The organism is Enterococcus sp. DIV0703, assembly GCF_051711065.1.
Classification (GTDB): Bacteria; Bacillota; Bacilli; order Lactobacillales; family Enterococcaceae; genus Enterococcus_B; species Enterococcus_B hirae.
This window is the reverse complement of sequence record NZ_JBIOLX010000001.1, coordinates 1,078,575-1,090,674: the sequence shown is the minus strand read 5'-3', so window position 1 is coordinate 1,090,674 and position 12,100 is coordinate 1,078,575. Positions and strand designations below refer to the sequence as shown.

General features: G+C 38.0%; 11 protein-coding genes. 1 reads left to right on the top strand and 10 read right to left on the bottom strand.

All coding sequences use genetic code 11. The annotated features are described in order from the left end of the window. Window positions 1–65 precede the first annotated feature (65 nt). Window positions 66–704 (top strand): glycerol-3-phosphate 1-O-acyltransferase PlsY, encoded by a 639-nt coding sequence (gene plsY, locus IGK81_RS04970; protein WP_010719457.1) that lies wholly within the window; start codon window positions 66–68, stop codon window positions 702–704. 163 nt (window positions 705–867) lie between these two features. Here the strand turns inward: plsY and IGK81_RS04965 are convergent, their stop codons facing one another. From IGK81_RS04965 to ylqF, 10 genes are all read right to left on the bottom strand, one after another. Continuing rightward, entirely contained in the window at window positions 868–1,743 is an 876-nt protein-coding gene (locus tag IGK81_RS04965) for an aldose 1-epimerase family protein (protein ID WP_034700304.1), read from the bottom strand. A 202-nt stretch (window positions 1,744–1,945) separates the two neighbouring features. Then, window positions 1,946–2,737 (bottom strand): GTP-sensing pleiotropic transcriptional regulator CodY, encoded by a 792-nt coding sequence (gene codY / locus IGK81_RS04960; RefSeq protein WP_010719459.1) that lies wholly within the window; start codon window positions 2,735–2,737, stop codon window positions 1,946–1,948. A 15-nt stretch (window positions 2,738–2,752) separates the two neighbouring features. Then, window positions 2,753–4,153 carry an ATP-dependent protease ATPase subunit HslU gene (gene hslU / locus IGK81_RS04955; RefSeq protein ID WP_010719460.1) on the bottom strand — a complete coding sequence of 467 codons (1,401 nt, stop codon included), beginning with the start codon at window positions 4,151–4,153 and terminating at the stop codon, window positions 2,753–2,755. A 12-nt stretch (window positions 4,154–4,165) separates the two neighbouring features. After that, window positions 4,166–4,714, bottom strand: a complete 549-nt coding sequence (gene hslV, locus IGK81_RS04950; RefSeq protein ID WP_010719461.1) for an ATP-dependent protease subunit HslV — start codon at window positions 4,712–4,714, stop codon at window positions 4,166–4,168. 39 nt (window positions 4,715–4,753) lie between these two features. Next, window positions 4,754–5,653 (bottom strand): tyrosine recombinase XerC, encoded by a 900-nt coding sequence (gene xerC, locus IGK81_RS04945; protein WP_034700302.1) that lies wholly within the window; start codon window positions 5,651–5,653, stop codon window positions 4,754–4,756. 282 nt (window positions 5,654–5,935) lie between these two features. Further along, complete coding sequence (gene trmFO, locus IGK81_RS04940) at window positions 5,936–7,309, bottom strand: FADH(2)-oxidizing methylenetetrahydrofolate--tRNA-(uracil(54)-C(5))-methyltransferase TrmFO (protein ID WP_051641777.1); 1,374 nt, start codon at window positions 7,307–7,309, stop codon at window positions 5,936–5,938. Then, window positions 7,278–9,356: a type I DNA topoisomerase gene (gene topA / locus IGK81_RS04935; protein ID WP_010719464.1), complete on the bottom strand. Its 2,079-nt coding sequence runs from the start codon at window positions 9,354–9,356 to the stop codon at window positions 7,278–7,280. The genes trmFO and topA overlap by 32 nt, the downstream gene beginning before the upstream one ends. 120 nt (window positions 9,357–9,476) lie before the next feature. Continuing rightward, window positions 9,477–10,334, bottom strand: a complete 858-nt coding sequence (gene dprA, locus IGK81_RS04930; RefSeq protein ID WP_010737379.1) for a DNA-processing protein DprA — start codon at window positions 10,332–10,334, stop codon at window positions 9,477–9,479. A 61-nt stretch (window positions 10,335–10,395) separates the two neighbouring features. Continuing rightward, window positions 10,396–11,163 (bottom strand): ribonuclease HII, encoded by a 768-nt coding sequence (locus IGK81_RS04925; protein ID WP_034700297.1) that lies wholly within the window; start codon window positions 11,161–11,163, stop codon window positions 10,396–10,398. Then, a complete protein-coding gene (ylqF, locus tag IGK81_RS04920; RefSeq protein ID WP_010719467.1) occupies window positions 11,156–12,016 on the bottom strand; it encodes a ribosome biogenesis GTPase YlqF in 861 nt (286 codons plus the stop codon). Before ylqF ends, IGK81_RS04925 begins: the two co-directional genes overlap by 8 nt. Window positions 12,017–12,100: the final 84 nt, after the last annotated feature.

Genomic DNA, 12,100 nt, shown 5'->3' with positions numbered 1-12,100 from the left:
CAATTGTTCACGTACTTTATTCATGCTAAAATAAACATTAGTTTCAAATTGAAAGAGGTAGAACAATGAAATTAATTTTATTATTGGTACTTGCCTATCTTCTAGGCTCGATTCCTTCGGGGGTTTGGATAGGTAAATTATTTTTCAAAAAAGATATCCGCCAACATGGTAGCGGAAATACTGGCACCACCAATACTTTTAGAGTTTTAGGAAAAACAGCAGGTACAATTGTGTTGTTCATGGATATCTTGAAAGGAACCTTGGCAACTTGCTTACCAGTTATTTTCCACGTTACAACCATTAATCCCCTATGGTTTGGTGTTTGTGCGATCTTAGGTCATACGTTCCCTATTTTCGCTGGCTTCAAAGGAGGCAAAGCAGTTGCAACAAGTGCTGGAATGTTACTTGGATTCAATCCTCTATTTTTTATCTATTCCAGTATCATCTTCGTTGTTACGCTCTTTTGTACTAGTATGGTAAGTTTAACAAGTATGATCAGTGCAACTTTGATCACTTTATCAACGATTATCCTTCCTTACATCGCACCTGGTATCTTGCCTAAGCAAAACTGGCTATTGACGATCATTGCATTTTTAGTTTCTGCCTTTATTTTCTATCGCCATAAAGAGAATATCCTACGAATCAAAAACCATACAGAAAGTCGTATCCCCTTCGGATTGAATAGTAGTAAGAAAAAAAATTGACCTGAGAGAAAAACAGTTGACTAATCAGCCAACTGTTTTTTTAGCTTTTAAATGATTGATTCGTTAAGAAGCGAAAAGAAACGATTAGCAAAATAAAGGGAACATGAATCATTATACCTGATTTCCTCTGATTAATTGAAATCAAACAACTTTAGGATAACCACTATTTTACCGTAATCGAATATTTTGTTTGAAAAATTTCATGTGCGCCTAGTTGATTGATTCCAGCTTTTTCCATCAATTCTCCCGAGCTGTTTACTGTATCTGCAATACCACACCAAGGTTCGATACAAACAAAAGGCGCTTCTTTTGGATAAGGTGACCAAATCCCAACATATGGCATATCTTTATAACTCAATGTCACACTGTGGCTAGATTTTTCACTACGGATGGCATAAGCGTTCAATCCTTTCGTTTCAAATACTAGTGCATCATTTTCAAAAAGATCGTGTACTAATGCAAGGTTGGTATTTGTTTGTCCAAGTGTTTTTTGTTCCATATCGATATATGGCCCACTTAAAGGTAAACGCAAACGTGATTTTTTAGGTGAAAACGCAAGATAAAAATCATCAAAAGTCAATCCTTCTTCCAGAGGAACATTAAAGGCTGGGTGACCCCCAATCGAAAAGAACATTTCTTCTTCTCCAGTATTAGCCACTTGATAATGAACGGTGATCCCATCTCCACCTAATTCATAAGAAATCACTAATTCAAAATCAAAAGGATAATTTTTTTTGGTCTCGGGTGTGCTTCTTAACAAAAAGCTGGCTAATTCTTGACCATGTTCGATTACTTCAAAATCCATATCTCTCGCAAAGCCATGTTGCCCCATTGAATAAGTCTTTCCTTGGTACGTGTATTGGTCATCCTTTAATCTTCCAACAAATGGAAATAAAACGGGCGCATGTCTTCCCCAATACGCTGGATCAGCTTGCCAAATATACTCAAGATTATTATCCTTTGATTTTAAACTGACCAATTCTGCTCCATGTTCAGCAATTTCAGCAATCAATTGATCATTTTGAATGATTACAGTCATTATAATTCCTCCACCGTTAAATCTTAGGACCTGAGATAGCTAGTCTCAGGTCCTAAGCTATTCTTATTTTTTCCAACAAGAAGTATCCGAATCATCCTTGGCATTACTCGTGTGTTTCAGCGAAAAGAAAACCTAAAGGAGACTCTTTTTGTTTACTTCGTTCCTACTGAATAGATTCATCTAATCAATCGGTCATAGATTTTTAGTAACTGTGTTTTGTTAATTCTTCTTTGAATCTGGAATTTAGAACTTTTAAATACGTCCCTTTCATCCCAAGGGAGCGTGATTCAATGATCCCAGCTGACTCTAATTTACGTAATGCATTGACGATCACTGAGCGAGTGATCCCAATTTTATCCGCAATATTGGATGCTGTTAAACGTCCTTCATCGCCTTCTAAGGCATCGAAAATCGCTTGAACTGCCTTCAATTCGCTATAAGACAAAGTATTGATCGCCATTTGGACAGCTGTTGCACTTCTGACATCCGCTTCAATACTACGTGATTTTTGATAAAGGATCTGCATACCGACTACCGTCGCACCATATTCAGCTAACACTAGGTCTTCATCGGTAAAGGCTTGTTCCATTCTTGATAAAATAATGGTTCCTAACCGCTCGCCAGCACCAAAAATAGGGACTACTGTCGTCAAACCAAATGGGTATTTTTCTCTTGCTTCAAAAGGAAAAGCAGTCATTTCACTACTGATCGGAATATTGGCTTCCGTTTTGTTCAATTGATCAACTGTGTCAGTATAAGAATCGGGAAATTGCTTTTCAACAAACATCATTTTTATCCGTTCATTGTTGACATCATGACGTTCATCATAGCCTAATAAGACTCCTTCACTGCTAATGATATAGACATTACTATCTAAAATAGCACCTAATGTCACAGCCATTTTATCGTAAGGTAAATCAGCTCGCAGATCGAAAGTATTTTTTTGTTGTAATAATTTGTTGATATTGCGGGTTTTTGTTAATAAATCCGTCATTTTCTTCCTCCGATTTTATAAAATAAAACGACTTAAATCTTCATTTGCTACAATCGAACCTAATTTTTCTTCTACATAAGCTTCCGTAATCGTGATTTCTCCCATTTGCATGTCAGGTGCTTCAAACAATAAGTCTTCTAACAATTTTTCTAAGATCGTGTGCAAACGTCTAGCTCCGATATTGTCTGTATCGCGGTTCACATCATAAGCGATTTGAGCGATTTTCTCAATTGCTTCTTTCGTAAAGATAACTGAAACATTTTCTGTACCAATTAATGCTACGTATTGTTTGATTAGTGCATTGTTTGGTTCAGTCAAGATTTTAATAAAGTCATCTGCAGTTAAATCATCTAATTCTACACGTATTGGAAAACGTCCTTGCAATTCTGGAATCAAATCACTTGGTTTTGATAAATGGAAGGCACCAGAAGCAATAAATAAGACGTGATCCGTTTGGATAACTCCATACTTCGTGTTCACTTGTGAACCTTCAACGATTGGCAGGATATCTCTTTGGACGCCTTCACGTGATACTTCACCAGATTGTTGTGATTTTGAAGTGATTTTATCGATTTCATCAATAAAAATGATCCCGCTTGATTGTGCTAATTGAATGGCTTCACTATGGATGTCAGCATCTTTGACTAGTTTACTTGATTCTTCTTTGATCAACAGTTCAAGTGCATCTTTTACTGCTAACGTGCGCTCAACCTTTTTCTTCGGTGTTAGCGCCCCTAATGTTTCATTTAAATCAATGCCCATCTGTTCCAAACCATTGTTCATCATTGGAGCTGGTTTCTTTTGTTCTTCTATTTCGATTGTTACTTGACGGTTATCAAGTAAACCTTTTTGTAATTGTTCTAGAACCGTTTTCCGATTGACACGGATTTCTTCAGTCACTTCTTCTTGCGGTTCTGCTGTATTTTGTTGCGCAACATTGAACATGTTCATCATTTGTTCAAATTGATTTCCTGTTTGTTTTTGTTCTTTTTTAATTCCAGGAACCAGCACTTTTACTAATCGTTTTTCTGCTCTTTTCTTAGCTTCAGTATATACACGGCTATATTGTTCTTTTTCAACGATCTGGATCGCATTTTCTACTAGATCACGAACCATCGACTCCACATCTCGACCAACATAACCTACTTCTGTAAATTTCGTTGCTTCTACTTTCACGAAAGGAGCGTTGACGATTTTCGCCAATCGACGAGCGATCTCTGTTTTCCCTACCCCTGTTGGTCCGATCATCAACATATTTTTAGGTGTGATGTCTTGTTGCATTTTTTCATCTAATTGTAAACGGCGATAGCGATTGCGCAAAGCGACCGCAACTGATTTTTTAGCTGCTTGTTGTCCAATGATATATTGATCTAATTCATTAACGATTTGTCTTGGTGTTTGTTTTAATTCATACATTCTTCTTCACCTCTATAATTCTTCCACAATAATATTATGATTTGTAAAGATACAAATGTCTGCTGCAATATTCAATGCATTCTCTGCGATTTCTTTGGCACTCATGTCGTTTTGTGCGTAGTTCTTCATTGCCCGTGCAGCAGCTAATGCAAAATTCCCTCCTGAACCAATTGCCAAAATTCCATCATCTGGTGCAATCACTTCCCCAGTACCTGAAACTAATAACATTTCTTTTTCATTCATTACGATCAACATTGCTTCTAGTTTTTGCATGGACTGTTGTGTCCGCCATTCTTGCGCTAATTCCACTGCAGCTCGCTGTAAATTACCATTGTATTCATTTAATTTGCCTTCAAATTTTTCTTCCAATGTAAATGCGTCTGCGACACTTCCAGCAAATCCTACGATGACTTCATCATTATAGATTCGACGGACTTTTCTTGCGCTTCCTTTCATCACCACGGATTCGCCCATTGTAACTTGACCGTCACCTGCCATTGCAAATTTTCCATCTTTTTCAACGGCACAAATCGTCGTTGAATGAAATTGTGATTCTACCATAGTTATTTCCTCCCAATTAAGATTACTGATCCTTTTCTATTACGCTCTTGGATGAAACGAGCGATAATTTTTTTGTAAACTTTCTTTTGTCACGTGAGCATAGATCTGTGTAGTGGATAGATTAGCATGCCCCAACAGCTCTTGAACTGTCCGCATATCTGCACCATTATTCAGCAAGTGTGTAGCAAAGGTATGCCGCAGCATATGTGGATGGATCGAACTATCTAAACTACTCTTTTTAATCACTTGATTCAATACATACTCGATCCCTGTTGGCGTAATTGGTTCACCATGATGGTTCACAAAAACATAGTCATGACTCTTGTGGTATTTATCCATCAAAGCCTTTCGCCCTTTTTCAAAATACTCTTGTAAGGCATCTTGTGCGAATGAACCAAGTGGTGCATACCGTTCTTTATTCCCTTTACCATGAATCAACATGACTTCGGAGTCGAAATCGATTTCTGCTAGTTTCAAATTACTGCACTCGCTTAATCGAATCCCCGAACCGTAAAGAACTTCTAATAGCGCTTGGTTCCTCAAATCTAAAGGTTTTTCTCCTTTGACACTGTCAAATAATGCTTGCATTTCATTCTCATAAAAAAAGCGAGGTAGTTTCAAATTTTTCTTTTTTAGGTGGACATAAGAAAAAGGATTTTCTTTGATCACTTCTTCTTTTAAAAGGTATTGATAAAAAGAGCGCAGACTTGCAATCTTACGACTGATCGAATTTCTGCTATATCTTTCATCAGTTAGGTAACTTAAATACACTCGAACATCTAAGTGATTGATTTTTAATAAATCATCCTCTCCTGATTCTGTAAGAAATCTTTCAAAATTAGTGAGGTCTTCCTCGTATGCTTCTCGTGTTTTTTCAGAGTAACCACGTTCCACGATTAAATAACGCAAAAACTTATCTTTCCACGTTTGTTCTAGCATTTTATCACCTTCCTTTTAATCCCAGAGATAAATTTAGCATAGCAAAATTAAAAAAACAAATAAATTGTCAGAATTTAATCAATATTTCTAAGTTTGTTCACAATTGAAACAATTAATTTGACAAATTTCTTAGATTACAACCTTTTTTTTAATCTGATATTTACTCATTTTTTACCAAAAGAAAAAAATTTTTTTGGAACACTACAAATAAAAGATGTGTTGTATATTTATTTTATGCCTAGTAAAGAGCCCGGAACACCTTTGTCCCGGGCTCACTTCATGTTACTGAGCTGTTACTTCATCAATTAATTCTTTTTTTATTTGTTCATTTGCCTGAAGTGCTCTTTGAGCAATCGCTTCATAACGTGTTTTTTTGTCACGAATGCGCTCTGGTAATTCAGGGAACAAACCATAATTCGCATTCATTGGTTGGAAATGTTTTCCTTCAGCATGTGTAATATAATACGCCATACTCCCAATCGCTGTTTCTCGTGGAAACTCAATCGGCTCACTTTCTTTAGCTAAACGAGCAGCATTGATCCCTGCAAGCAAACCACTAGCTGCACTTTCAACATAACCTTCCACACCAGTCATTTGTCCTGCAAAGAACAAGTCTTCACGCTTCGTTGATTGATAAGTTGGTTTCAATAATTCTGGTGAATTCATAAAACTGTTGCGGTGCATTACACCATAACGGACAAATTCTGCGTTTTCTAAACCTGGGATCATACGGAAAACCCGTTTTTGTTCTCCCCATTTTAAGTGCGTTTGGAAACCAACGATGTTATACAATGAGGCAGCGGCATTGTCCTGACGTAACTGGATCACCGCATAAGGGCGTTTACCGGTTTTTGGATCTTCTAATCCAACTGGTTTCATTGGACCAAAAAGCATTGTTTTAAAGCCACGCTGAGCCATCACTTCGATTGGCATACAGCCTTCAAAGTATTTTTCTTTTTCAAATGATTTAAGTTCGGCTACGTCAGCTGTTGTTAAAGCTTCGTGGAATGCTTTAAACTCTTCTTCAGTCATTGGACAGTTTAGATAAGCTGCTTCCCCTTTATCATAGCGTGATTTTAAATAGACTTTATCCATATCGATCGTTGCTTTGTCTACGATCGGTGCTGCTGCATCATAAAAATAGAATCCGTCAGAACCATTGAATGCTTTAATACTTTCAGCTAACGGGTGAGAGGTTAAGGGACCAGTAGCAATGATCGTGATCCCTTCTGGAATTTCAGTGATTTCTTCATTGATGACTGTTACTAGCGGGTGATCTTTGACTTTACGTGTGATCGTCTCAGAAAAAGAATCCCGATCCACTGCTAAGGCACCGCCAGCTGGAACAGCTGTTTCATCAGCTGAAGTGATCACGACTGAATTTAACCGTCGCATTTCTTCTTTTAATAAACCTACTGCATTTGCTAAACTATTCCCTCTCAAGGAGTTGGAACAGACTAACTCTGCAAAATTACTTGTATGGTGTGCTTCTGTTGATTTCACTGGGCGCATCTCGTATAAACGAACAGGAACACCTGCTTGAGCGACTTGCCAAGCTGCTTCACTTCCAGCTAATCCTGCACCTATTACATTAACAGTTTTCAAATAAAGACCTCTTCTCATTTTATTTTTGAATGTCTTCTTCATAGTCGCCATTGATACATACGACTTGTTTTCCGCCTTTGACTTTCTTTTCAACTAAATACTGGTCACATTTCGGACAATTTCGTCCTACTGGTTTGTCCCAAGAAGTAAAGTCACAGTCTGGAAAACGTGAACACCCGTAAAAGATTCGGTTTTTCTTAGACTTGCGTTCAATCACCTGACCCTCATGACAAACTGGACAAGTCACACCGATCTCTTTAACGATTGGTTTCGTATTTCGACAATCAGGAAAATTACTACATGCATAAAATTTACCATACTTTCCTAATTTTATAACCATCGGATGCCCACAAATATCACAGTCAAATCCAGCCGGTTCATCTTTGATTTGAATTTTTTCGATTTTTTCTTCTGCATTGGTCAATTCTTTTTCAAATGGTTTGTAGAAACGATCCACCACTTCGATCCATGCTTCTTTTCCTTCTTCAATTTTATCCAAATCACCTTCCATTTCAGCGGTAAAATGGATATCGACGATTTGGGGGAAGAAATCACAAATCAAAGAATTGACGATTTCACCCAATTCAGTTGGTTCGAAGCGTTTTTGTGTCAATTTGACATAGTAACGTCGTTGGATCGTATCCAGCGTTGGCGCATAAGTGGAAGGACGTCCCACACCATTTTCTTCCAAAGCACGGATTAAAGTTGCTTCACTGAATCTTGCTGGCGGTTGCGTGAAATGTTGCTTCGGTTCAATGTCCACTGATTGAACAATGTCCCCTTGTGCTAGTTCTGGTAAGATATTTTCTTTATCTTCTTTCCCATCATCTCTGCCTTCAACATAGACTTGCATGAACCCTTTAAATTTAACTTTAGAGCCATTCGCAATAAAAAGTACGCCATTTTGTTCTAAGGTAACTTTCATGGTATCTAATATCGCTGGTGTCATTTGACTAGCAACAAATCGTGACCAAATAAGGGTGTAGAGTTTTAATTGGTCCTTGTCTAAATATTGTTTGATTTCCTCAGGAGTACGTAGGACACTTGTCGGGCGAACTGCTTCATGGGCGTCTTGCGCACCTTGCGCATTTTTGATTTTACGTTGTGCATGACTAGAAAATTCTTTCCCGTAAGTTTCTTCGATGAAGGTAGCCGCTTCTGCTTTCGCAGTCTCAGCGATCCGTGTTGAATCGGTACGCATATATGTGATCAAACCTACAGTCCCTTGCTTACCTAAGGAGATTCCTTCATATAATTGTTGCGCAACCATCATCGTTTTCCGTGTTCTAAAATTCAATTTTCTAGCAGCTTCTTGTTGTAGGCTACTCGTAGTAAATGGGTTTGCTGGATTTCGTTTCCGTTCTTTCTTTTCAACTTTTTGAACGGTGAAATCTGGTCCATCAATACGATCAGTAACTTCTTTTACAGATTGGGCATCAGGCAATTTCTTTTTCTTGCCATCAATTCCCCAAAAGTTTGCTTTAAATTTTTTACGTGTTTTTTTGAAATTACCGTCAATGCTCCAGTATTCTTCTGGAATGAAATCACGGATTTCTTTTTCACGATCAATGATAATTTTTAATGCAATAGACTGTACTCTTCCAGCACTTAATCCTTTTTTGACTTTGCGCCATAGGATTGGACTGATGGAGTAGCCCACCAAGCGGTCTAACGCCCGTCTTGCTTGTTGGGCATCCACTAAATCCACGTCGATCGTTCTTGGTTCCTTGAAGGCTGCTTTTACCGCTTCCTTAGTAATTTCGTTAAAAACCACACGATTTTTTTCTGATAAATCTAAACCTAGTAAATAGGCTAAATGCCAAGCAATTGCTTCCCCTTCTCTATCCGGGTCACTTGCAAGATAAACTTTTTGCGCTTTTTTTGCTGCTGATTTTAAACTTTTGATCACATCGCCTTTTCCACGAATTGAAATATAATGGGGTTCATAGTTGTTTTCGACATCAATTCCCATTTTACTTTTAGGTAAATCACGTATATGACCGACACTGGCCATTACTTTATAATTACGACCAAGATATTTTTCAATGGTTTTGGCCTTTGCAGGTGATTCCACAATCACTAAATATTTATATGCCATTACTGAATGGACTCCTTTCCATTGACATGTTCCTACTATATTAAGCGGACTCATACAAATCGTAGCTTATCATATCCATTCAGAAAACGTTTGTCAAGAAAATCAAATGAGAAGTTCCTGTTATTCTTTCAACTCGAACAATAAATCTTCACCAGAAATCACACAAACAGCACCATCTTGAATTAGTTGATGGGAGCCAGTTGAGTATTGTGTCAAAATATTTCCAGGTACAGAAAAAACAGTTCGACCGATTTCTAACGCTTGTTGTGCTGTTATCAAAGAACCGCTCTTTTGCTTTGCTTCAATGACACAAGTGCCTTGTGACAAAGCAGCAATGATTCGATTTCTCATGGGAAAGCGGTATTGTTTTGGTCCTTCATATGGTGGATATTCACTAAGTAAAAGATGATTCTTTCCAATTTCTGCTTGAAGAAATTGGTTTTCCTTTGGGTAGGCTTTTTTAATTCCTGTACCGATTACCGCAATTGTCTTTCCAGTATTTTTAATCGCAGCCAAATGTGCGTATGTATCGATTCCTTTGGCACAGCCACTAACGATGACATAGTTAGCATCTATGACCGGAGTTAAAAGTTCATGTACAACTTTTTTTGCCAAGACCGAGGTTTTCCTGCCCCCAACCACACTGAGCATCTTTTGTTTTAGTAGAGAAAGATCACCAGAATAAAATAAAAGAATCGGTGGTGTCGCAAGATGAAAAAGTTGCGGGGGATAGCACGGGTCAAGACAAGTAATGAATGACTGAGCTGTTTTAAACTTCGCAAAATTTTGATTGATTTGCCGCCAACTTTCTTGAAATTTTTCTCGATGACGAACAATTTTTGCGATTTCAATGATTTCATAAGAAGACAACTCGCTTGTTTGAGCTTCCAATAAAGCCTGGACAACCGCCCATTTTCCTTGACTGCTAATTCCTTTCGCATAAGCTAATTTAAGTAAAAATCCTTCAATCTGATCCATGAACGAAAACCGCCTCTCGAAGTTACTTTTAAATAAAATACGCAAGAGACGGTCAAACATCTTAAGATAAATAATTTTTTATCGGTGCAAAAGAGCGTCGATGAATAGGGGTAATTCCTTGTGTTGCTAAGCCTTGTAGATGTTCTTTCGTTCCATAACCAGCATTATGGCCAAAACCATAACCTGGATATAGTTCATCATATTTTTTCATTAAATCATCACGATAAACTTTTGCAATGATACTTGCTGCCGCAATAGAAACTGAACGAGCATCTCCCTTGATCAATTTTTCTTGCTGGATTGGCAAATCCAGTGTCATGGCATCAATTAAGAGATAATTTGGACGTATTGCCAGCTTTTCTACAGCTTGGATCATTGCTAGTTTGCTTGCCTCATAAATATTGACCTCATCAATCTTTTTTTCATCAATGATGCCGATACCGATAGCAAGTGCTTTTTGTTGGATTTGGTCATAAAGCAGTTCTCGTTTTTTTTCTGATAATTGTTTCGAGTCATTTAATCCAAGGATCGGTTCGTCTTTAGGTAGGATGACAGCGGCCGCTACTACTGGCCCTGCTAAAGGCCCACGCCCTACTTCATCAATCCCCGCAATCCATTCATATCCTTGTTCATATGCCTGCTTCTCAAATAATGACATTTCCAAATATTTTTCTTGGATCAATGCCGTTTTTTTTACTTGTTTCTCAAAGGATAGAAGCGCTTGTTGTACCCCTTTTCGCTGATCTTGCTTTAGTTCGGCAATGAAGGGATCAGTTAACGACGTCACTGTTTTTAATCGTTCCTTGATACTTTGGATCGATTCACTCATCGCTTGTTTTCCCCATTTCTTCACATCGATCTAACGTGTAGCGCCCAAGTTTTCCTTGACGGATATCGAAGACTACCACTTCACTACCACGATCATAATCATCTTTATAGCCACGCTTTGCAGTAATCGTCATCAATAATTCAGGTGCTAATTGTTGTTCTGCTTCTTCTGGTAACTGATAGCGCTCCGCAATTCTTCCTGGATAGTAACGAGCGAAAAAATCTAAGCCATAGATAGCGAGATCATCTAAATGAACTAACTGGTCTTTAATGGCTCCGGTTAGTGCTAGTTTTTTACCGATCTCTTCATCTTCAAATTTAGGCCATAAGATTCCTGGCGTATCTAATAACTCTAATTCGCTACCTAGGCGCAACCATTGTTGTCCTTTTGTCACACCAGGTTTATTACCTGTTTGCGCAATTTTTTTCCCAACTAAGCGGTTCATCAATGTTGACTTCCCGACATTTGGAATACCTAAAACCATGGCTCTGATTGCTCGTGGTTTGATCCCTCGAGCGGCATCACGTGCCCTTTTTTCTTTCAGTGCTTCTTTGGCTGCTGGAATCAACGCTTTGATCCCTTTACTCTCTTGAGCGGTAATCGCTAATGCTTGATGACCTTGTTGTTGAAAATACGTTTGCCATAACTTCGTTTGTTGGGGGTCTGCTAGATCAGCTTTATTTAATAATACCAACCTTGGCTTTTGTTGGATGATCTGATCAAGCATTGGATTACGTGAAGACAAAGGTAATCGTGCATCGACTAATTCAAAGACGATATCGACATATTTCATTTTCTCAGAAACTTCACGACGGGCTTTTGCCATGTGCCCTGGGAACCATTGGATCGTCATAGAATAAATTCATTCCTTTCATATAAGGATTTCAAACCTTATTCTTACATTATCATATTTAACCTTAGTAAATCTATGCATACA

Excerpts from the sequence above, each read along its gene's own strand:
- hslV (WP_010719461.1), bottom strand. The coding sequence starts at position 4,714 with ATGGTAGAATCACAATTTCATTCAACGACGATTTGTGCCGTTGAAAAA.
- hslU (WP_010719460.1), bottom strand. The coding sequence starts at position 4,153 with ATGTATGAATTAAAACAAACACCAAGACAAATCGTTAATGAATTAGAT.
- trmFO (WP_051641777.1), bottom strand. The coding sequence starts at position 7,309 with ATGGCGACTATGAAGAAGACATTCAAAAATAAAATGAGAAGAGGTCTT.
- ylqF (WP_010719467.1), bottom strand. The coding sequence starts at position 12,016 with ATGACGATCCAATGGTTCCCAGGGCACATGGCAAAAGCCCGTCGTGAA.
- plsY (WP_010719457.1), top strand. The coding sequence starts at position 66 with ATGAAATTAATTTTATTATTGGTACTTGCCTATCTTCTAGGCTCGATT.
- topA (WP_010719464.1), bottom strand. The coding sequence starts at position 9,356 with ATGGCATATAAATATTTAGTGATTGTGGAATCACCTGCAAAGGCCAAA.
- IGK81_RS04965 (WP_034700304.1), bottom strand. The coding sequence starts at position 1,743 with ATGACTGTAATCATTCAAAATGATCAATTGATTGCTGAAATTGCTGAA.
- dprA (WP_010737379.1), bottom strand. The coding sequence starts at position 10,334 with ATGGATCAGATTGAAGGATTTTTACTTAAATTAGCTTATGCGAAAGGA.
- IGK81_RS04925 (WP_034700297.1), bottom strand. The coding sequence starts at position 11,163 with ATGAGTGAATCGATCCAAAGTATCAAGGAACGATTAAAAACAGTGACG.
- codY (WP_010719459.1), bottom strand. The coding sequence starts at position 2,737 with ATGACGGATTTATTAACAAAAACCCGCAATATCAACAAATTATTACAA.
- xerC (WP_034700302.1), bottom strand. The coding sequence starts at position 5,653 with ATGCTAGAACAAACGTGGAAAGATAAGTTTTTGCGTTATTTAATCGTG.